This window comes from Pseudomonas sp. WS 5071 (assembly GCF_012985765.1).
Taxonomy (GTDB): domain Bacteria; phylum Pseudomonadota; class Gammaproteobacteria; order Pseudomonadales; family Pseudomonadaceae; genus Aquipseudomonas; species Aquipseudomonas lundensis_A.
Map to the genome: position 1 here is coordinate 15397 of NZ_JAAQWY010000003.1, position 22163 is coordinate 37559.

General features: G+C 58.2%; 18 protein-coding genes. 4 read left to right on the top strand and 14 right to left on the bottom strand.

Annotated features, from left to right (window positions below; genetic code table 11):
• Positions 1 to 34: 34 nt before the first annotated feature.
• From cmk to mtnA, 7 genes are all read right to left on the bottom strand, one after another.
• On the bottom strand, positions 35 to 724 hold the full coding sequence (gene cmk, locus HBN61_RS02305) for a (d)CMP kinase (RefSeq protein WP_170046089.1): 690 nt from the start codon (positions 722 to 724) through the stop codon (positions 35 to 37).
• Positions 721 to 2952: a bifunctional prephenate dehydrogenase/3-phosphoshikimate 1-carboxyvinyltransferase gene (locus tag HBN61_RS02310; RefSeq protein ID WP_170046090.1), complete on the bottom strand. Its 2232-nt coding sequence runs from the start codon at positions 2950 to 2952 to the stop codon at positions 721 to 723. The genes cmk and HBN61_RS02310 overlap by 4 nt, the downstream gene beginning before the upstream one ends.
• 4 nt (positions 2953 to 2956) lie before the next feature.
• On the bottom strand, positions 2957 to 4069 hold the full coding sequence (gene hisC / locus HBN61_RS02315; protein ID WP_094992542.1) for a histidinol-phosphate transaminase: 1113 nt from the start codon (positions 4067 to 4069) through the stop codon (positions 2957 to 2959).
• Positions 4070 to 4080: 11 nt separating this feature from the next.
• Positions 4081 to 5175 carry a prephenate dehydratase gene (gene pheA / locus HBN61_RS02320; RefSeq protein ID WP_047275333.1) on the bottom strand — a complete coding sequence of 365 codons (1095 nt, stop codon included), beginning with the start codon at positions 5173 to 5175 and terminating at the stop codon, positions 4081 to 4083.
• Entirely contained in the window at positions 5175 to 6260 is a 1086-nt protein-coding gene (gene serC / locus HBN61_RS02325; protein WP_170046091.1) for a 3-phosphoserine/phosphohydroxythreonine transaminase, read from the bottom strand. The genes pheA and serC overlap by 1 nt, the downstream gene beginning before the upstream one ends.
• 149 nt (positions 6261 to 6409) lie before the next feature.
• Positions 6410 to 9073: a DNA gyrase subunit A gene (gene gyrA / locus HBN61_RS02330; protein ID WP_094992543.1), complete on the bottom strand. Its 2664-nt coding sequence runs from the start codon at positions 9071 to 9073 to the stop codon at positions 6410 to 6412.
• 273 nt (positions 9074 to 9346) lie between these two features.
• Positions 9347 to 10423, bottom strand: coding sequence for an S-methyl-5-thioribose-1-phosphate isomerase (gene mtnA / locus HBN61_RS02335; RefSeq protein WP_170046092.1), 1077 nt, complete (start codon positions 10421 to 10423; stop codon positions 9347 to 9349).
• Positions 10424 to 10531: 108 nt separating this feature from the next.
• On the opposite strand from mtnA, the gene HBN61_RS02340 reads away from it, so the two are divergent.
• The 4 genes from HBN61_RS02340 (at position 10532) to HBN61_RS02355 (ending at position 14086) form a co-directional block, all read left to right on the top strand.
• Positions 10532 to 11863: a TRZ/ATZ family hydrolase gene (locus tag HBN61_RS02340; protein ID WP_170046093.1), complete on the top strand. Its 1332-nt coding sequence runs from the start codon at positions 10532 to 10534 to the stop codon at positions 11861 to 11863.
• A gap of 63 nt (positions 11864 to 11926) precedes the next feature.
• Positions 11927 to 12625, top strand: a complete 699-nt coding sequence (gene ubiG / locus HBN61_RS02345) for a bifunctional 2-polyprenyl-6-hydroxyphenol methylase/3-demethylubiquinol 3-O-methyltransferase UbiG (RefSeq protein WP_094992545.1) — start codon at positions 11927 to 11929, stop codon at positions 12623 to 12625.
• A 3-nt stretch (positions 12626 to 12628) separates the two neighbouring features.
• Complete coding sequence (gene mupP / locus HBN61_RS02350; protein WP_094992546.1) at positions 12629 to 13300, top strand: N-acetylmuramic acid 6-phosphate phosphatase MupP; 672 nt, start codon at positions 12629 to 12631, stop codon at positions 13298 to 13300.
• A gap of 45 nt (positions 13301 to 13345) precedes the next feature.
• Positions 13346 to 14086: a YciK family oxidoreductase gene (locus HBN61_RS02355; RefSeq protein WP_170046094.1), complete on the top strand. Its 741-nt coding sequence runs from the start codon at positions 13346 to 13348 to the stop codon at positions 14084 to 14086.
• A 77-nt stretch (positions 14087 to 14163) separates the two neighbouring features.
• Here HBN61_RS02355 and HBN61_RS02360 read toward each other — a convergent pair whose 3' ends face one another.
• The 7 genes from HBN61_RS02360 to HBN61_RS02390 form a co-directional block, all read right to left on the bottom strand.
• Positions 14164 to 14952 (bottom strand): iron-containing redox enzyme family protein, encoded by a 789-nt coding sequence (locus tag HBN61_RS02360; protein ID WP_094992548.1) that lies wholly within the window; start codon positions 14950 to 14952, stop codon positions 14164 to 14166.
• Between the two features lie 45 nt (positions 14953 to 14997).
• Positions 14998 to 17454, bottom strand: coding sequence for an EAL domain-containing protein (locus HBN61_RS02365; RefSeq protein WP_094992549.1), 2457 nt, complete (start codon positions 17452 to 17454; stop codon positions 14998 to 15000).
• 202 nt (positions 17455 to 17656) lie between these two features.
• On the bottom strand, positions 17657 to 19450 hold the full coding sequence (locus HBN61_RS02370) for an ABC transporter ATP-binding protein (RefSeq protein ID WP_170046156.1): 1794 nt from the start codon (positions 19448 to 19450) through the stop codon (positions 17657 to 17659).
• 16 nt (positions 19451 to 19466) lie between these two features.
• The gene (locus HBN61_RS02375) at positions 19467 to 20102 is read right to left on the bottom strand and encodes a DsbA family protein (protein ID WP_094992550.1); all 636 of its coding nucleotides are present in this window, start codon (positions 20100 to 20102) and stop codon (positions 19467 to 19469) included.
• A gap of 3 nt (positions 20103 to 20105) precedes the next feature.
• Positions 20106 to 21044 carry an oxygen-dependent tRNA uridine(34) hydroxylase TrhO gene (trhO, locus tag HBN61_RS02380; protein WP_094992551.1) on the bottom strand — a complete coding sequence of 313 codons (939 nt, stop codon included), beginning with the start codon at positions 21042 to 21044 and terminating at the stop codon, positions 20106 to 20108.
• Positions 21045 to 21146: 102 nt separating this feature from the next.
• A complete protein-coding gene (locus HBN61_RS02385; RefSeq protein ID WP_170046095.1) occupies positions 21147 to 21452 on the bottom strand; it encodes a BolA family protein in 306 nt (101 codons plus the stop codon).
• An 11-nt stretch (positions 21453 to 21463) separates the two neighbouring features.
• On the bottom strand, positions 21464 to 21979 hold the full coding sequence (locus HBN61_RS02390) for a DUF2059 domain-containing protein (protein WP_047277713.1): 516 nt from the start codon (positions 21977 to 21979) through the stop codon (positions 21464 to 21466).
• Between the last annotated feature and the right edge of the window lie 184 nt (positions 21980 to 22163).

Genomic DNA, 22163 nt, shown 5'->3' on the forward strand with positions numbered 1-22163 from the left:
AGGACTATTTCTGGTCTCCTGCATGCTTTCTTGGTCATCCAGCGATATCGCGCAGTGCGATTTCACTTTTGATGCGTTCAAGCACCTGCTCAACAGACAACTCCGTAGAGTCAAGCTGTATGGCATCAGCCGCCGGCTTAAGCGGGGCTATTGCACGCTGCGTATCGCGCTCATCGCGCTCACGTATCTCGTCCAGCAGACGCGGGAGACTAACATCATCGCCCTTTGCCTTCAACTGCAAGTAGCGCCGCCGGGCTCTCTCTTCTGCGCTGGCGGTGAGGAAAATCTTCAGCGGAGCGCCCGGAAAAACGACCGTTCCCATGTCACGACCGTCCGCAACCAGCCCCGGAAATTCCTGAAAATCTCGCTGGCGTTGCAGCAAAGCCTCACGAACAGCGGGCAACGCCGCAACAGCTGACGCATCTGCCGCTACGTCTTCATTGCGAATATCCACAGTGGCATCAGTGCCTTCCAGAATAATCCTGGCCTGGCTACCTTCTGTCGCTCCGACGAACTGCACATCTAAATGTGCCGCCAACTGCTGCAGCAACTTTTCGTCATCCGTCTTGACACCATGATTCCGGGCTGTAAGAGCCAACAGACGATACAAGGCACCGGAATCCAGCAATTTCCAGCCCAACTCTCTGGCCAGACGCCCTGCTACCGTGCCTTTACCCGAACCGCTCGGGCCGTCAATGGTAATAACCGGTGGCGGCAAGTTCACGATTTTGCCTCTTCTGCGACATTCATTCCGACTTGCTTGCACAGAGCAAGGAAGTTGGGGAAAGACGTCGCAACGTTTGCACAGTCATGGATGCGAATCGGCGCAGAGGCACGCAAGGAAGCCACGCTGAACGCCATCGAAATACGATGATCTCCATGACCATGGACTTCGCCACCGCCTATCGAGCCACCGTCGATAATGATGCCGTCCGGGGTTGTCTCGCATTTCACGCCCAGTGCCAGCAAGCCATCTGCCATTACCTGAATGCGGTCTGACTCCTTGACGCGCAACTCTTCCGCGCCACGCAACACCGTACGGCCTTCAGCTACCGCAGCCGCCACAAACAACACCGGGAACTCGTCAATTGCCAGCGGCACCAGCGCTTGCGGAATGTCGATACCTTTAAGCTTCGCGGCACGCACATGCAGATCTGCAACGGGCTCGCCTCCGACTTCACGCTGGTTTTCAAGGGTAATATCGGCCCCCATCAAACGCAGAATGTCGATGACACCGGTACGGGTCGGGTTGATTCCCACATGTTCCAGCACCAGGTCGGAACCTTCAGCAATCGAAGCAGCAACCAGAAAAAACGCAGAGGACGAGATATCACCCGGCACTTCAATGTGTGTCGCAGTCAGCTTATGGCCCGACTCAACAGAAGCAGTGGCACCGTTGACAGTCACCGGATAGCCGAAGCCACGCAGCATGCGCTCGGTATGGTCGCGGGTTGGCGCAGGCTCAGTCACCGAGGTCTTGCCTTCAGCGTACAAACCAGCCAGCAGCAGGCAGGATTTAACCTGTGCACTTGCCATCGGCAGGGTGTAATTCATGCCTTTTAGCGCATGGCCGCCTCGAATGGTCATCGGAGGACGTCCTTCGGCGGCGGTTTCAATGACGGCACCCATTTCACGCAATGGATTGGCCACACGATTCATTGGGCGCTTGGTCAGCGAGGCATCACCGGTCAGGGTGGTATCAAACGGTTGCGCTGCCAACAAACCCGACAACAAGCGCATGGATGTCCCGGAATTGCCCAGATAAATCGGCCCCGGAGGCGCTTTCAGGCCGTGCAGGCCAACACCGTGAATCGTCACGCGCCCCTGATGCGGCCCCTCAATGACCACACCCATGTCACGAAAAGCCTGCAACGTTGCCAGCGCATCTTCGCCTTCAAGGAATCCCTCTACCTCGGTCGTGCCTTCAGCCAACGAGCCGAGCATGATCGAGCGGTGAGAAATGGACTTGTCGCCCGGCACACGGATGCGGCCAGTTGCGTGTCCACCAGGTTTTGCCAGGAAAATCAGATCATTCGTATTCATAGGGTCCACATATGCCCGGCGGGCCAGGATTTTACCGAAATGCTCGCGAGCAACACGGGCGCGCGTGAACACGCCCAATAACTGATGCCCGTCCCCTGCATCGACCGCGTCGCGCAAGGCGTCGAGGTCTGTGCGAAATGTATCCAATGTGCGCAGAACCGCCTCGCGATTGGCGAGGAAAATGTCATGCCACATCACCGGGTCGCTGCCCGCGATCCTTGTGAAATCGCGAAAGCCACCCGCAGCGTAGCGAAAAATATCCAGATTCTCGTTGCGTTTGGCCAGTGAATCCACCAAACCAAATGCCAGCAAGTGTGGCAAATGACTCGTCGCCGCGAGGACTTCATCGTGACGCTCAACCTGCATGTGCTCGACGTCAGCCCCGAGGGCACGCCACATCGCATCCACCACCCTGAGCGCGTCGGGGTCCGTGTCGGTTAACGGCGTCAAAATGACTTTGTGCCGCTCGAACAGATGGGCATTTGATGCCTCTACCCCGCTTTGTTCGGAGCCCGCAATCGGATGCCCGGGCACAAAGCGTGGCGGCACGCCACCAAACGCTTGAGCTGCTGCGCGCACTACGTTGCCTTTGGCGCTGCCGACGTCCGTCAGGATGGCCTGCCCCAGTTCCATGCCCGCCAACTGAACGAGCATTTTCTCCATGGCCAGGATCGGCACCGCCAACTGAATCACATCAGCCCCGCGGCATGCTACTGCCAGATCCGCCTCGCAGCGGTCCACCACGCCCAGATCGACAGCCAGGGCACGGGATGCAGCATCAAGATCGACGCCCACCACTTCCGCGCACAACCCGCTTTCACGCAGCCCCTTGGCAAATGAACCACCGATGAGCCCCAACCCGACGACCACCAATCGGCCCACTAACGGCTTGACAGAATGCCTGGACATGACATCAACCACGAGCAAGAACCCTGCACAATGCTTCAAGCAAGCGGGCGTTTTCAGTGGGCAGCCCCACGGTGATGCGCAGGTGGTTCGGCATGCCGTAATTGGCGACGGGACGCACAATCACCCCCTCCTGCAGCAGGCCTTGATACACAGGGGCAGCTTCCTGCCCTACATCCAGCGCAATGAAATTGCCTTTGGACGGGATCCAGCTCAGGCCGAGCGCACTAAAACCCTCTTGCAACTGCTGCATTCCGGCCTCGTTCAGACGCCGGCTTTGTGCCAGATACTCGATATCTTTGAGCGCAGCACAAGCAGCCGCCAACGCCAGGCTGTTGACATTGAATGGCTGCCGCACGCGGTTCAGCACATCCGCCACGACTGCCGCCGACAGGCTGTAGCCCACACGCAATGCTGCCAGACCGTAAGCTTTGGAGAAGGTACGCGATACCAGCAGATTCGGATAAGCAGACAGAAACTCCAGGCCATCCGGCAAATCGCCACCATCCGCGTATTCGATGTAGGCCTCATCCAGCACAACCAGCACACGCTGCGGAACATCCTGCAAAAACTCATTCAACGCATTTGCATCGAACCAGGTTCCAGTCGGGTTGTTCGGGTTGGCGATAAACACCACTCGCGTGGATTCATCTATGGCAGCCAACATGGCAGGCAGATCATGACCCCACGCTTTTGCAGGCACCACACGGGCTTGTGCACCCACAGCCTGCGTGACAATCGGGTACACCGCAAACGCATGCTCACTGAAGACGGCATTCAGGCCCGGCGCCAGATAGGCGCGCGCTACCAGCTCCAGAATGTCATTGGAACCGTTACCCAGCGTCACCTGATCCAGCTCGACGCCACATTGCTCCGCCAGCAGGGTCTTTAGGGCAAAACCGTTGCCATCGGGATAACGCGTCAGCTCTGCCAGCGCATCGCCAATAGCCGCCAACGCTTTAGGGCTCGGACCCAACGGGTTTTCGTTACTCGCCAACTTGACGATCGTGTCCGGATTAATCCCCAGCTCACGCGCCAGCTCGTCCACAGGCTTGCCCGGGACGTAAGGCGAAAGTTGTTGCACGCCCGGCAATGCCAGGGCGAGAAAATCACCACTCATGAGAAATCGCCTTAAAGAACCGCTTTCGGGTAGGAACCCAACACTTTGAGTGCAACTGCTTCCTGACTGATCTGTTCCAGCACACTTTTGACCAGCGGATCTCGGTGGTGACCCGCAAAATCAATGAAGAAAACGTAAGTCCATTTACCACTGCGCGAAGGACGCGTCTCGATGCGCGTGAGGTCGATGCCGTTTTCATGGAACGGCACCAGCAACTCATGCAGCGCACCCGGACGGTTACTCATGGACACAATGATCGATGTTTTATCATCACCGGTCGGCGGCACTTCCTGATTACCGATCATCAAGAACCGCGTGGAGTTGTCCGGACGGTCTTCAATCTTTTCGGCCAGTCGCGTCAGACCATAGAGGCCCGCTGCCATATCGCCAGCAATGGCTGCCGAGTTCCACTCACCTTTCACACGCTTGGCCGCTTCGGCGTTGCTCGATACGGCAATACGCTCGACATTCGGGTAATGCGCGTCCAACCACTTGCGGCACTGGGCCAGCGACTGGGCGTGGGAATAAATGCGGCTGATGCTATCGGTCTTGGTGTTCTCGCCCACCAGCAAGTGATGGTGAATGCGCAACTCGACCTCGCCGCAAATCACCATATCGTGCTCAAGGAAGCTGTCGAGCGTGTGGTTAACAGCACCTTCGGTGGAGTTTTCCACCGGCACCACACCAAAATTCACTGCTCCGGCCGCCACTTCACGAAACACCTCATCGATTGCAGCCATTGGCTTGCTGATGACGGCATGACCGAAGTGCTTCATCGCGGCGGCTTGCGTAAAGGTGCCTTCCGGCCCCAGATAAGCCACCTTCAGAGGCTGCTCCAACGCCAGGCACGACGACATGATTTCGCGGAACAAGCGCGCCATCTCTTCGTTACCCAGCGGCCCCTTGTTGCGCTCCATCACCCGCTTGAGCACCTGAGCCTCGCGCTCGGGCCGATAAAACACCGGCACCTCGCCCTCCGCCAGCGAGCCCATTTTTACCCGCGCGACCTCTTGTGCGCAGCGCGCGCGCTCACTGATCAACTCCAGGACCTTTTCGTCCAGGCTATCAATGCGCAAACGCAAGGCTTTGAGTTCCTGTTCGGACATTAGCCGTGTTCCTTTTCGAACGCTGCCATGTAGTTCACCAGCGCATTGACGGCGTTGATGTCCACTGCGTTGTAGATCGAAGCCCGCATCCCCCCCACCGAACGATGCCCCTTGAGGTTCAACAGGCCACGCGCCTCGGCACCCGCCAGGAACGGCTTGTCGAGACGGTCATCGGCCAGACGGAACGGAACGTTCATCCAGGAGCGGTCGGTTTTGTTGATCGGGTTGCTGTACAGACCGCTGGCATCAATGAAGTCGTAAAGCGTACGTTTTTTCACTTCATTACGCTTGCCAATGGCTTCCACCCCGCCCTGCTCTTTAAGCCACTCGAACACCAGGCCGGACAAGTACCATGCCAGCGTCGGTGGCGTGTTGTACATCGAGCCATTGTCGGCCGCGACCTTGTAATCGAGCATGGTCGGGCAGATTGAGCGTGCACGCCCCAGCAAATCTTCCCGAATGATGTTGACCACGATACCGCTCGGCCCGATGTTTTTCTGTGCCCCTGCGTAAATCATGCCGAAACGCGACACGTCCACCGGACGCGACAGGATGTCAGAGGACATGTCAGCCACCAGCGGCACGTCACCCGTTTCCGGAATCCAGTCAAACTCCAGGCCACCAATCGTCTCGTTCGGCGCGTAATGCACATAGGCCGCGTCTTTGTTCAGATTCCATTCGTTCTGACCCGGAATCGCAAAGTAGTCGTACGGCTTGGCCGTGGCAGCCACATTGACCGCACCAAAGCGCGATGCTTCTTCAATGGCTTTTTGGGACCAGATACCCGTGTCGATGTAATCGGCCTTGCCATTTTCCGGCAGCAGGTTAAGCGGGATCTGAGCAAATTGCTGACTCGCGCCACCCTGCAGAAACAACACTTTGTAGTCCGAGGGAATAGACAGCAGGTCACGCAGGTCCTGCTCAGCCTTGGTGGCAATGGACACGAACTCATCGCTGCGATGGCTCATTTCCATAACTGACAGGCCTTTGCCATGCCAGTCGAGCAACTCGGACTGGGCACGCAACAGGACAGCTTCAGGAAGCGCAGCGGGTCCTGCGCAGAAGTTATAGGCTCGTTTGCTCACATCCACTCTCGCTCTGATTTGGTGGGTCATGCAATAAATCGGTACTCGGCACTGCGATTAAACGCGAGACCGCGCCCACTGGGGTGCCGATTTTTCATACGGGACAAACAACAAGGGGGCGAATTCTCATCCGCCCCCTGTGTGTTCGCTTATTCTTGCGGTGCTTCTTCGTCAGCGGCAGCCTCTAGCGGTTGCTCGTCGTCAGCGCCATCGCGCAGGACCTCGCCTTCGGCCTCGAGACCGCCTTCGCCCTCACCTTCGAGCTCTTCGCCTTCAACTTCAGAAGGCTCCTGAACCCGCTCAAGCCCAACCAGCGTTTCATCGCTTGCCAGCTTGATCAAGGTAACGCCCTGCGTGTTACGCCCCAAGCTCGATACTTCATCGACACGGGTGCGCACCAGCGTGCCCTGATCGGAAATCAGCATGATCTCTTCACCATCCAGCACCTGAACCGCACCGACCAGACGGCCATTACGCTCATTGCTGACCATGGCAATTACACCCTGTCCGCCACGCTTGTATTCAGGGAACTCGCTGATCGGCGTGCGCTTGCCATAACCACGCGCCGAAGCGGTGAGGATCTGGCTGCCTTCTTCAGGAATCAGCATCGAAATCAGCTTTTGACCTTCTGGCAGACGCATGCCGCGAACACCGCGTGCCGTACGGCCCATGGCGCGCACGTCAGACTCTTTGAAGCGCGTGACCTTGCCGCCATCGGAGAACAGCATGACTTCGCGCTCGCCATCCGTGATCGCAGCACTGATCAGCACATCGCCTTCATCCAGTTCCAGGGCGATCAAGCCGACGCTGCGCTGGCGGCTGAAGGCTTCCAGAGGGGTTTTCTTCACCGTGCCGTTGGCAGTGGCCATGAAGATGAAGTGACCTTCCGTGTATTGCTCGACCGGCAGCATGGTGGTGATGTATTCGCCATCATCCAGCGGCAGCAGATTAACCAGCGGACGACCACGGGCTGCGCGGGAAGCCTCAGGAATTTCATAAGTCTTGAGCCAGTACACCTTGCCTTTGCTGGAGAACAGCAACAACGTTGTGTGGCTGTTGGCTACCAGCAGGTGAGCGATGTAGTCCTCATCCTTTACGCCAGTAGCCGACTTACCCTTGCCGCCACGGCGCTGAGCCTGGTACGCAGCCAGTGGTTGGGTCTTGGCGTAACCACCGTGGGAAATGGTCACCACGCGCTCTTCTTCCGGAATCATGTCACCCAGCGTCAGGTCGAGGCGGGCATCGAGGATTTCGGTACGGCGCACATCACCGTATTCGGCGCGGATCACTTCCAGCTCTTCGCGAATCACTTCCATCAATCGCACAGCGCTGTTGAGGATACGGATCAGCTCGCCGATCTGGTTCAGGATTTCCTGATATTCGGCCAGCAGCTTCTCGTGCTCAAGGCCGGTCAGGCGGTGCAGGCGCAATTCAAGAATGGCCTGAGCCTGCTCTGGCGACAGGAAGTACTTGCCATCACGCAGACCGTATTGCGGGTCCAGGTTCTCTGGACGGCAGGAGTCGGCACCGGCGCGCTCGACCATGGCCACCACAGCGGTGGACTCCCAAGGGGTGCTGATCAGCGCTTCCTTGGCTTCCGACGGCGTTGGCGAGGCCTTGATCAGAGCAATCACAGGATCGATGTTGGACAGTGCTACCGCCTGGCCTTCAAGGATGTGACCGCGTTCGCGGGCTTTACGCAGCTCGAATACGGTGCGGCGAGTGACGACTTCGCGGCGGTGACGCACGAAGGCTTCCAGCAGATCCTTGAGGTTCAGGATGCGCGGACGACCGTCGATCAGGGCCACGATGTTGATGCCGAACACGCTTTGCAGCTGAGTCTGGGCATACAGGTTGTTGAGGATGACTTCCGGAACCTCACCGCGACGCAGCTCGATCACGACACGCATACCGTCTTTGTCGGACTCGTCGCGCAGCTCGGTGATGCCTTCGAGCTTTTTCTCTTTGACCAGTTCGGCGATCTTTTCGATCAGACGCGCCTTGTTCAACTGGTAAGGCAGCTCGGTGATCACGATCTGCTGACGACCACCGACCTTGTCGATGTCTTCGATGATCGAGCGGGCACGCATATAAATACGGCCACGACCGGTGCGATAGGCTTCGATGATGCCGGCACGACCGTTAATGATGGCCGCTGTCGGGAAGTCCGGGCCCGGAATGAACTGCATCAACTCATCGACGCTCAGCTCAGGGTTATCGATCAGCGCCAGGCAGCCGTCGATTACTTCACCCAGGTTGTGCGGCGGAATGTTGGTGGCCATGCCCACGGCAATACCGCTGGAGCCGTTGACCAGCAAGTTCGGAATACGGGTGGGCATGACCGCCGGGATCATTTCCGTGCCGTCGTAGTTCGGCACCCAGTCCACGGTCTCTTTGTGCAAGTCGGCCAGCAGCTCGTGGGCCAACTTGGTCATGCGCACTTCGGTGTATCGCATGGCCGCAGCGTTATCGCCGTCGACCGAACCGAAGTTACCCTGACCGTCTACCAGCAGGTAGCGCAGGGAGAATGGCTGAGCCATTCGAACGATGGTGTCGTAAACCGCAGTATCACCATGCGGGTGATACTTACCGATTACGTCACCGACCACACGGGCAGATTTCTTGTACGGCTTGTTCCAGTCGTTGTTCAGTTCGCTCATTGCAAACAGCACACGCCGGTGCACGGGCTTCAAGCCATCGCGTGCATCAGGCAGTGCCCGCCCGACAATTACGCTCATTGCGTAGTCGAGGTAGGACTGTTTCAGCTCGTCTTCGATATTGACCGGGAGGATTTCTTTGGCCAGTTCGCCCATGAGAAGCCTGATTCCTTTTTCGGGTGAAACTTCGCCACATCCATTCGGGACGAACGAAGCTCGCCGATGCTGGCCACGTGCCAAGCAACGACTTACGACAAATCAACGAGTTATGACACGGATTTGCGCATTAAGGGCAACCCCTGCGGGGCACCCTGGAAACCGCCGGATGTTATCACAATCGCCGCCACGCACCTATCCCCCAGATGCGCATGCCACACAGTAAGTGCACCAATTATCGGCTCAAACGCGCTCTGGGGAGCCGAGAGCGTCTTAATGCAGCCGCTTGCGGCACATTAGCTGAGCCATTTTGGCGGCATCCGGACGTTCGACAATGCCCTTTTCAGTCACGATCACATCGATCAGGTCCGCAGGGGTAACGTCAAATACCGGATTGAACGCCTGGACGTGGGCACCAACCCGCTTACCGCCCACACTCAGCAGTTCATCCCCCTCACGCTCTTCAATCGGAATGGCCTCGCCGCTGTCCATTTCCATGTCAATGGTCGAGCTGGGCGCGACCACCATAAACCGCACACCATGGTGCATGGCATTGACAGCCAACTGGTAAGTACCGATTTTGTTCGCCACATCGCCATTGGCCGTAATGCGATCTGCACCCACAATCACCCAGGTCACCCCTTTGGTTTTCATGATGTGAGCCGCAGCCGAATCCACATTCAGCGTCACTGGAATACCTTCATTGGCCAATTCCCAGGCGGTCAGGCGTGAACCTTGCAGCCACGGCCGGGTTTCATCGGCATAGACCTGTTCAATCATGCCTTCCAGGAACGCAGCACGAATCACGCCCAGCGCCGTCCCAAACCCACCGGTCGCCAGCGCACCGGTATTGCAGTGAGTCAACACTGCCTGGGCGTTGCCTTGATGACGACGAATCACATCAACACCCAGCTGCGCCATCGTCAGGTTGGCTTCGCGATCACTCTCATGAATGGCCAGGGCTTCATCTTCGAGGGCCTGCAGGGCATTCTCGCGATGCTGCACACGGGCCAGACGCTCGCGCATGCGGTTGAGCGCCCAGAATAAGTTGACCGCCGTCGGCCGCGAATCGGCCAGCAGCATAAAATCGGCCTCCAGTGCTGCCACCCAGTCACCGCCAGCGGCCTTGCGCGTGCGTGCAGCGAGCACCACGCCGTAACCTGCCGCAATACCAATCGCCGGCGCACCACGCACCACCATGTCACGAATGGCCTGTGCGACACCTTCGGCGCTGGTGTAGGCCAGCCAGCTTTCCTCAAACGGCAAAATGCGCTGATCCAGCAGATACAGGGCCTCGCCCCGCCAGTCGATGGCCTTCACCTTTTCCGCCGCCAGCAGTCGATCGCGCATGCCTTCCCCCATCACCCAGAAACAAAGCCGCCGATTATAGCGAGCCCTCTTGCAAGACGCTCGGGTATACTTCGCCTCCTTTTTATAAAGCACTGGACACCCTTTTCGATGCCGATTGCTACTGCGCCCCTCGACTTATTACTGTTGCCAACCTGGTTGGTGCCTGTCGAACCCGCCGGCGTCGTACTCAAGGACCACGGCGTGGGGATCCGTGACGGACGCATCGTGTTCATTGGCCCGCGCGCCGCGGCCTTGAAACACACCGCGCATGAAACCCGCGAGCTGCCAGACATGCTGCTCTGCCCGGGGCTGATTAACGCGCACGGGCATGCGGCGATGACGCTGTTTCGCGGCATGTCCGATGACCTGCCTCTCATGACCTGGCTGCAAGACCATATCTGGCCCGCAGAAGGCAAATGGGTCGACGAAGCCTTCGTGCGCGACGGCACCGACCTTGCGATTGCCGAGCAGCTAAAAGGCGGCATCACCTGCTTCAGTGACATGTACTTTTACCCCAAGATCGCGTGCGACCGGGTTCACGAAAGCGGTATTCGGGCGCAGGTGGCCATTCCAATCCTCGATTTCCCGATCCCCGGCGCCAGCACGGCGGATGAATCGTTGCGCCAGGCGGTCGAGCTGTTTGGCGACCTTAAATTTCATCCGCGCATCAAGATCGCTTTTGGGCCCCATGCGCCCTACACGGTCAGCGACGAGAACTTGGAAAAAATCCGCGTTGTGGCCGATGAGCTGGACGCGGCGATTCATATGCACCTGCACGAAACGGCATTTGAAGTGCATCAGGCGCTTGAGCATAACGGCGAGCGCCCACTGGCGCGCTTGTCCCGACTGGGCCTGCTGGGCCCGCGCTTCCAGGCCGTTCACATGACCCAGATCAGCGATGACGACCTGGCGATGCTGGTAGAAAGCAACTCCAGCGTGATTCACTGCCCCGAGTCAAACCTGAAACTGGCCAGCGGCTTCTGCCCGGTCGAGCGCTTATGGCAGGCCGGGGTGAATGTGGCCGTTGGCACGGATGGCGCAGCCAGCAACAATGACCTCGACGTATTGGGCGAAACCCGTACTGCCGCCTTATTGGCCAAGGCAGTTGCAGGTTCGGCCACGGCGCTGGACGCCCACCGCGCCTTGCGCATGGCCACCCTCAACGGCGCCCGCGCCTTGGGCCTGGAAAGCGATATCGGCTCCATTGAAATCGGTAAATATGCAGACATAGTGACCTTTGACCTGAGCGGGCTCGCCCAGCAGCCGGTCTACGATCCCGTGTCGCAACTGATCTACGCCACAGGCCGTGATTGCGTGCAACACCTGTGGGTAGGCGGTAAACAGCTGGTCGAAGACCGACGCTTGACCCGCCTGGACGAGCAACAGTTGGTCAGCACCGCCAAAGCCTGGGGCGAGCGCATCGCCAGCCAGGCCCATTGATTCCAACGCGTGGGCGCAAGCCCGCCGCATTACCCGGATTTTTCAGTTTTAGAGGATTTACCCATGAGCAACGTTGACCACGCCGAGATCGCCAAATTCGAAGCGCTTGCCCATCGCTGGTGGGACCGCGAAAGCGAATTCAAGCCGCTGCATGACATCAATCCGCTGCGCGTCAACTGGATTGACGAACGGGTGCAACTGGCCGGCAAAAAAGTTCTCGACGTCGGCTGCGGTGGCGGCATTCTCAGCGAATCCATGGCCCAACGCGGGGCACAGGTGACGGGCATCGACATGGGCGAAGCGCCACTGGCCGTTGCCCGCCTGCATCAACTGGAATCCGGTGTGGAAGTGGATTACCGCCAGATCACCGCTGAAGCACTGGCTGAAGAAATGCCGGGGCAATTCGACGTGGTGACCTGCCTTGAAATGCTTGAGCACGTGCCAGATCCTGCGTCGGTCATCCGCGCCTGCCATCGCTTGGTCAAACCCGGCGGCCAAGTGTTCTTCTCCACCATCAACCGCAACCCTAAAGCCTACCTGTTCGCGATCATTGGCGCCGAATACATCATGAAGCTGATCCCGCGCGGGACCCACGACTTCAAGAAGTTCATCCGCCCTTCCGAGCTGGGTGCATGGAGCCGTCAAGCCGGACTGAGCGTCAAAGACATCATCGGCCTGACCTACAACCCGCTGACCAAGCACTACAAGCTGGAGTCGGATGTCGACGTCAACTACATGATCCAGACCCTGCGCGAGGAGTAACCCATGCGTTTAAGAGCAGTCCTTTTTGACATGGACGGCACCCTGCTCGATACCGCGCCGGACTTTATTGCCATCTGTCAGGCAATGCGTGCTGAACGTGACCTGCCACCTATCGCTGACAAGCTGATCCGCGACGAAATCTCCGGGGGCGCACGCGCCATGGTGGCCGTGACGTTTAGCATGGACCCGGAGTCCCCGGGGTTCGAAGCCCTGCGCCTGGAGTTCCTCGAACGCTATCAGCAAGAGTGCGCCGTTCACACCCGGCTGTTCGATGGCATGGCCGAGCTCCTGGCCGATATCGAAAAAGCGCACTTGGTCTGGGGCGTCGTCACCAACAAGCCGGTGCGCTTCGCAGAACCGATCATGAAGCGCCTGGGGCTGGCTGAGCGCTCGGCAGTCTTGATCTGCCCCGACCACGTGACAAACAGCAAGCCCGATCCGGAGCCAGTATTACTGGCCTGCAACATGCTTGGCCTCGACCCTGCAAGCGTTCTGTACGTGGGTGATGACCTGCGCGATATCGAGTCGGGCCGTGATGCAGGCACCAAGACCGCCGCTGTGCGCTTTGGCTATATCAATCCCGACGACAACCCGGATCACTGGGGCGCCGACGTCGTGGTCGATCACCCCTGCGATTTGCGCAAAGTATTGGATAACGCGATGTGCAGTTGCTAAGCAGCAAGCGCCGCCTTAGACCCTATCTTCTCGTAGAGGCTTTTTATGTTTGATTATTCCGCCCGCCCCGACCTGCTTCAGGGCCGCGTCGTTCTGGTGACTGGCGCAGGCCGGGGCATCGGCGCTGCCGCCGCCAAAACCTACGCAGCCCATGGTGCAACGGTACTGCTGCTGGGTAAAACCGAGGCCAATCTGAGTCAGGTTTACGACGAGATTGAGGCCGCAGGTCATCCGCAACCCGTGGTCATCCCGTTCAATCTGGAAACCGCACTGCCGCACCAGTACGACGAACTGGCGGCCATGATCGAAAACGAATTCGGCCACCTCGACGGCCTGCTGCACAACGCCTCAATCATCGGCCCGCGTACGCCGCTGGAACAGCTCTCGGGCGAGAACTTCATGCGTGTCATGCAGGTCAACGTCAATGCCATGTTCATGCTCACTAGCACCCTGCTGCCGCTGCTCAAGCTGTCGCAGGACGCATCGGTGATCTTCACCTCAAGCAGTGTGGGCCGCAAAGGCCGAGCTTACTGGGGCGCCTATGGCGTGTCGAAGTTCGCGACCGAAGGCTTGATGCAGACCTTGGCCGACGAAGTGGACGGCGTAGCGCCAGTTCGCGCCAACAGCATCAACCCCGGGGCAACCCGCACCAGCATGAGGGCATTGGCGTATCCGGGCGAAAACCCGGAAAACAACCCGCTGCCGCAAGCAATCATGCCGGTTTACCTGTACTTGATGGGCCCGGACAGCACCGGGATCAACGGTCAGGCGTTCGACGCGCAGTAAGCGCCTACAAAAAAACCGCAGGCTGCACGTGATGCAGCTTGCGGTTTTTTTACGCCTTAAAAGCGGGGAAAAGGGCTTTAGGTGGCCTCGACCATCTCCAGCCGCTCGCGCACCACAGGTGCCTTCTCGTATTGCAGGCAGCTTTGCAGAAACAAGTATTTGTAGTCGTAGCTTTTGCAAATCGCTTTGCGCAACTCAGTTTGCAGTGCTTCGCTCGGGTTCAAGCCTGCCAGCGTGCAAATAATCTCCAGAGCTTCCCATGGATGCTCGTCATCGTACTGAGCATGCATTTTTAGCCACTTCATGGCGCGCTTGCGCCCTTCTTGCGGAAATGACTCTTCATACACCGTGCTCGAACACACCACGGCCGACCACTCACCCACAGCACCTTCAATGGCGTAGTTGGTCGCTGCCATCGACACCGCCAACGAGTCCGCCGTGCAGGTGTGCCAGCACCAGTCGTTCAATGCCTGAAACTCTGCCGGAATATCCTGGGCAATCATGTCGTCCAAGCTCACATCATGGGCCCGCGCCCAATGCACCCAGTAATCGGCATGGTTGAGTTCAACGCGAATGTTGCGAATCAGCCAACGACGGGCCATGTCTTCGCCGGGGTGGCGGCCATAGCGGGTTTTGCCGAGGTTGTGCCCCATGTACAACGAAAATTGCTCGACCACTGGCCAGCCACCAATCAGGTACATGCGCATGGTTTTGGGGTTGATCGTGTTGTCGCGCATGCGTTTGTAGATTTCATGCTCTACGACCCGGCGCTTGCTCGGCGCGCAGTCACGAATCAGCTGCTGAGCCCATTGCGGATAACTGGTGGCTTCCATGAGCGGGCCAGTACGAACAAATGTATCGATCACAATCGGGTTCCTTTTGAGAGGTGATTAAGACATACCTGCACAACGTCAACGCAACGAACCCGGCGCCTTCAAAGCCAATGGCCATGAGCGCTTGGGGCGGGACAACAGGCTGTCACAGGTAAACAATCGCGGTCGTTCAATGATGTAGCCTTGAGCATAATCGACACCAATCTCGATCAATGCCTGCTCAATCTGCGGCGATTCAACGAACTCTGCAATAGTGCGTTTGCCCATAACATGCCCGATATGATTAATAACCTCAACCATAGCGCGGTTAATGGGGTCGTCCAGCATATCCTTCACAAAACTGCCGTCGATCTTCAAAAAATCGACGGGCAGATGTTTCAGGTACGCGAACGATGACATGCCAGCGCAAAAGTCATCCAGCGAAAAGTGGCAACCCAACCCTTTGAGGTCGTTGATAAAGCGAATCGCACTGCCCAGATTGGAAATGGCGCTGGTTTCGGTTATTTCGAAACACACCCGCTCCGGCGCCACCCCGTAACACTCGAATTGTTCGTGCAGGAACTGCAGGAAGTCCTCATCACCAATGGTTGAGCCCGACAGATTGATCGCGCACATGGCCATCGGTTGATCCGACCCCTGCGCGGCACATTCAGAAATCACCTTGAACACGTTTTCGACCACCCATCGGTCGATGGATGTCATCAGGCCATAGCGCTCTGCTGCCGGGATAAAACTGTCGGGCAGAATGATGTGCCCCGACTCGTCGTGCAGGCGCAGCAAAATCTCGACGTGCCCGCCTTCGACGCCCTGCCCCAGCGGCGTGATCTCCTGTGAATACAGGCAAAACCGGTTCTCTTCCAATGCCACGTGCAGGCGTTGCACCCATGCCATTTCGCCAAAACGCAAGGACAGTTCGGAGTCGTCGGCGTGGTAGACCTGCACCCGATTGCGGCCTTTTTCCTTGGCCATGTAACAGGCCATGTCCGCTGCGCGCAGCGAACCTTCCAGCGTCACAGGGGCTTGATGGATGTGCACCAGACCGATGCTGATGGTGTTGAGAAAGGGGCGACCCTTCCACGCAAAATGCAAACTTTGTACGGTCTGACGCAAGCCCTCGGCAATTTTTTCCGCCATGTCCGGCGGGCAATTCTCCAGCAGAATGCCAAACTCATCGCCCCCCAGACGGGCCAGCGTATCGCCCTCGCGCAAGCCTGATTGCAGCAGCGCGCAGATATGGCGCAATAACTCATCACCCGCTGCATGGCCACAGGTGTCATTGACCAATTTGAACTGATCAAGGTCGAGAAACATCAACGCATGCCGCCCGTGTTGACGCCCCAGGTTTTGCAGCACCAGATCCAGTCGGTACTCAAATTCGCGGCGATTGGCCAATCCGGTCAATGCATCGTGGGTGGCCTGCCAGGACAGATTAGCGATGTATTGCCGCTCTTGGGTCATATCATGCAGCACCAGCACGGCGCCGCTGACTTTGCCTGCACTGAAAATAGGCGCGCCAACCAGCGTCACGGCGACGGTGGTGCCATCCATGCGCTGGATCAGCTTGGAGTGATCGCTGCTATTGCCCAACTGCCCACTCAAAATATGGTCGATCAGCTTAAAACCATCATCAGGCGCATTTTCATCCAACAACCTGAACAACGCCGCCAAGGGCACGCCCTGCGCCTGCCTGGAGTTCCAGTGGGTGAGCTGTTCGGCAGCCGGGTTCATGTAATCGATGGCACCGTTCACATCAGTGGTAATCACCCCGTCGCCAATCGACTCCAACGTCACCAGCGCGCGCTCTTTCTCCACCTGCAACGCCTCGGCAAAGGCCCGGCGCTGCGCCAGGATTTTATGGGTGCGCAACAGGGCCAGCATAATCAGCATCAGGGCCGTGGCCAGGTTAACGACAATCAGCAGCTGTTGAATAAAGCGCGAACCTTCACCCAGCGCGTCACTGAAGGCTTTGGCGGCCGGGGTCACGCCTTCGTTGATCTCGAAAATCCGCCGCTTCCAGCGCTGCACGTCCGCATCGCTGGCCTGGTTAGCACTGATTTTTTGGTGCATTTCCTGCGCCAGGTTATCGAGCTGGATCAGGTAATCGTCACCCACCGTCCACTTTTGGATAGCGGTATCCAGGTAACTGAAATGTCGAAAATTGCGATAGAACCAAATGATGCTCGTCACATCATCCGGGCTGTTGCCTCCCTGCAAGATGCCTTCGCGGGCGGCATTCAGATCGGGGGGGGACTGATCCAGCGCCAGGCGCAGATTGTGGCCTCCTTGCGGCACCCTGATGGCTTGCTGGTACTTATCAAAAATGGCCTGGTCGCGGCTGTCCGCGTACAGGTTGAGGTAGTAAATGGCATCTTTTTGACCCTTGGACCACAGGCTTTCGCCCGCTACATAGCCCCGAACTGCCGAAAGCATATAAAGGCTTACGCAGCCTAATAACGCCTGGAATAAAACCACCGCAATAAACGGCCAGACAATGCCCAGCAACCGCGGTGTACCAAGTTCACGTTTACGCTTCATGAGTTCCCTTTCATTCAGACTGCTGGATGAAAACCAGAGAAAATGCCTCACAGGTACTTGAGACTAGGCCAATTTCTGACAACCAAAACAACCAGACGTGCTGACCCTCTCTAAACGCGACGGGCAGGCAATCAGGCACATAAAAGAGATTGATGTTGGGGATTCAAGCACTCAACAGGGAAAACGCAACGTCGCCACCGGGTCAACTTTGCTGCAAGTGCCCGTATAACTTGGCGTAGAGGCCGCCTTCAGCCATGAGCTGTTGGTGATCGCCCTGCTCGGCAATGCGACCGCCATCAAACACCAATACCCGATCCGCCTGTTTTACCGCAGATAGGCGGTGGGCAATGATCAAAGTCGTGCGTCCGCTCAAGAATTTTCCCAAAGCGTGATGCAGGTTGTATTCCGTGGCAGCGTCCAGCGCACTGGTCGCCTCATCAAGGATCACCACTTTGGGATCGGCCAACACCATGCGCGCAATGGCCAAACGTTGCCGCTGACCGCCGGACAGGCGCACACCGGAGCGCCCGACAATACTGTCCAGTCCTTGGGGCAGGGTAGCAATGGTGCCGTCGAGTTGGGCGATTTCCAGCGCCCGCCAGCAAGCCTCGTCGGTGCGCTCGCGGCCCATGGTCAGATTGGCGCGCACCGTATCGTTGAACAGCGCCGGGTGTTGCAAGACCACGGCCACATGCTCACGAATGGTATCGAGACCGATGGCCGGCTGGCTGTCGCCGGCAAAGAAGATGCTGCCGGACTGAGGCGTGTAAAGCCCCAGCAGCAACTGAACAAGGGTACTTTTGCCGCCACCGCTGGCACCGACGATGGCCACCTTTTCGCCCGGTGCGATGGTCAGGTTGAGGTGATCCAGCACCCGCTCTTCGCCATAGCTGAAACACAGATCACGTACCTGCACCCCGACGGTCTGTCGCCCCGTGAAGGGGTCGGCACCGCCGGGATACTGCGGCTCGTCAGCGCGGGCCAGCAGTTGGTTGATACGTGTCACTGCCCCGCCCGCCGCATAAAACGCATATTGCAAGTTCAGCAGTTGCTCAACGGGGCCGATCATGAACCACAGGTAGCTGAAGACCGCCAGCATCTGGCCGATCGACAAATCCGAAAACAACACCGTTAACATCGCAGCGGCACGGAAAATATCGATCCCGAACTGGAACAACAACCCACTGGCACGGTTGGACGCGTCGCTTTTCCATTGCGAGGCCACGGCGAAATCGCGTACTTCCTTGGCACGGTGCCCAAGGCGCCCGAGGAAATAGCCCTGACGATTGCCGGCACGCACTTCCTGGATCGAATCCAGCGTTTCAGTCAGCGCCTGGGTAAACCGCGCCGTGCTGTCGTTTTCAAGCTTTTTAAGGTGTTTGACCCGTTTACCCAACTGCACCGTGGCGTAGATCACTAACGGATTGAACAGCAAGATCAACAGCGCCAACTGCCAGTGCATCCACAACAAAATCGCCGACGTGCCCACCAGCGTGAGCATCGCCACCAGAAACCGGCTCAAGGTCTCGCCCACGAACTTGTCCAGGGTGTCCAGGTCGGTCACCAGGTGCGTGGTCACGGTCCCGCTGCCCAGACTCTCGTATTCCGCCAGCGAGATGCGCTTGAGGCGCTCGATCAATCGCAGGCGGATGCGAAACACGATGTCCTTGGCCAACCGCGAAAACAGCCGCGCCTGGAGCACGTTGAACAACAATGCGCCACAACGCAGCATCAATGTCACCAGCAGCATCAGTCCGATATACCCCACTGAAGACTGCAATATGGTCGGCAAAAACTGATTCATCACTTTGAGCGCGGCATCGCCATTGCCCAGCAACACCTCGTCCACCAGCAAGGGCAGCAACAAGGGAATCGGCACACTGCACAGGGTGGCCAGTACTGCGACGCCATTGGCGATCCACAGCGCTTTTTTATGACGCAGGGCCAGTCGACGGATTTCGGCCCAGGTCAGGCGATCCGGTGGGGAAGTTGTCAGAGGGGATTCCTTGGCGTCAGGCACGCGCGGCACGATCCAGCCAGCGTCCGAGCAGATCGGACAAAGGCTCGAGTGCTTGATAGCCATTGGTTAGCAAGGCCAACTGGCCATTGCGTTCAGCCAACAGCGTCGGGAACCCGGCGATGCCCAAATCCTGCACCCAGGTAAAATCAGCCGCCGTTGCGGCATGTTGTTGCACACTGTCGAAAGCCGCCGCAAATTCGATGCGTGGCACACCCGCTGTTTCGGCCAGCTCCACCAGCACGCTGGCCTGGGTCACATCTCGGCCCTGCACGTAGAACGCCTGCTGGATCAAACCCAGCAGGGTCCACGCACAATCGGGGGCCAGGCTGCGCGCCGCGACGATAGCCCGGCAGGCAGGCTCGGTGTCGTACACAAAACCCTCGGGCAAGGCCCCGTCAAAGGTGAACGGCTGCCCGGTGGCCTCAGTGACCGCCTGCCAATGCTCCAGAATGTAGCGACGGGTGCCGGGTTCGAGCGCAGAGCCGCTGCCTGTACGCAACCCGCCAACCACCAGATGCAGCTCAACACCGGCCGCCTGCGCCTGCTCGACCAAGGCCCGGGCGGTGGGCGCAAACCCCCAGCACCACGAACACATGGGGTCCATCACATAAAGCAGGCGCGCTGACATGGCTCAGGCCTCGGCAGGTTTACGGTAGTTGTGGCCAATCGGGTGTGGCAGGTTACGGGCCTTGGCCAGTTCGATCTGCTTTTGGCGGTCGATGGCGCTGCGACGGGTTTTCTCGCTCAGCTTGTCCCAGCAATGCGGGCAACTGATACCCGGCTGATAATGCTCGGACTCACGGTCTGCCGCGCTGATCGGCGTGCGGCAGGCGTGGCACTGATCGTATTCGCCTTCGGTCAGGTCGTGGCGCACGGTGACACGGTTGTCGAACACGAAGCAGTCGCCCTGCCATTTGGTTTCTTCCTGAGGGACCTCTTCGAGGTACTTCAGGATCCCGCCCTTGAGGTGATAGACCTCGTCAAAGCCCTGACTGAGCATGTAGCTCGAGGCTTTTTCGCAACGAATGCCGCCCGTACAGAACATGGCGATTTTCTTGTGCCTGGCCGGGTCGAAGTTGGCTTTGATGTAGTCCGGGAACTCACGGAAGCTGGTGGTTTTAGGGTCGATAGCGCCTTCAAATGTACCGATAGACACTTCGTAGTCATTGCGCGTGTCGATCAGCAACACCTCTGGATCGCTAATCAGCGCGTTCCAGTTCTCGGGGTCGACGTAGGTACCGACTTTCTTGTTCGGGTCTACGCCTTCAACGCCGAGGGTGACGATTTCTTTCTTCAGCTTGACCTTGGTCCGGTAGAACGGCTGGTCGTCGCAGTAGGATTCTTTGTGGTCGATATCGACCATCCGCGGGTCATTCTTGAGCCAGGCCATCAGCCCGTCGATGCCTTCACGGCTGCCGGAAACCGTGCCGTTGATGCCTTCTTCAGCGATCAACAGGGTGCCTTTGATACCGTTTTCGACCATGGCGTTGAGCAAGGGCTCACGCAGTTCAACGTAGTCTTCAAGGGTGACGAATTTATACAGTGCAGCGACAACGATTGGCGCAGTCATGGGACGCTCTCCAGGTGGCTACCCTCGTAAGGGGTGAACCGGATCCAAAAAAAACGCGCCGGCTAAGCGGCGCGCTGCGGATTCTAGCAAAAAGCCAGCAGATTAAGCCAACGGGCGATCACCGCCGGCACAGGTCGGCGATGCCGGGGCTGTGCCGATTTTCGCCCATTCTTCAGGCGTGTACGTGTGCAAGGCCAACGCATGGAACTCGCCCATCAAGTCACCCAGGGTGGCGTATACCTTTTGGTGACGCTTGACGCTGTTGAGCCCGGCAAACTCCTCGCTGACCACCACGGCCTTGAAGTGCGTCTGCAACCCGCGGCTGTGCATGTGGCTTTCATCCAGCACGCTCAGGTGCACGGGCTGCAACGCACTCAGCGCCGATTCAATACGTTGTTGCATGTTCATTCAGGCTCCGCTTACTTCTTTTTGGCCGGGGCCGCTTTTGGCTCCAGCTCAGCGGTCATGTCCGCCAGCAGCTTGTTGACCACCGGTACGGCGCTCTCCAGTTTGGCCTGGGTCATTTGCGCCGATTGCTGCGTCAGCTGAGGCATTTTTTCCAGCACTTTTTTACCCAGTGGCGACTGGTAGAACGCAACCAGTTCCTTGAGCTCGGGTTCGCTGAAGTTGGTGGTGTACAGCTTGACCATGTCCGGCTTCAGCTTGTCCCAGCCAATGGCCTGGTCCAGCGCGGTGTTGGCCTTGGCCTGGTAGGTTTCCAGCAGGGCTTTCTTGGAGGCAGGTGCTTTGGTCTGCTCAAAACGCTGAGCGAACATTTGCTGCACTTGCATGTATACCGGGGTACCCAGCTTGTCGGCATGGGCCAGCTTCAGGAAGGTTTCAGCACTGGCAGCGTGGCTGGCAGCATCGGCAAAAACCTGGCCGCTGGCGCATACCAGAGCAACTGCTGTACAGATGGCGCGAAGACGGGTCATCGAGTTTCCTTTATCTAGCAAGCGAGGTCGAACCCCAAGGACGCCCATTCTGCGCCTAACAAAGTGTGTCACTCAACCCCGGCGCTGAGAGGGGGAGGTTCATCCTGTCGACAAAAGTCGATAGAACCAAAGATTGAACCCCTTTCCCCGATACACGCCTAAGCTCAGTGATCACATTCTGAGA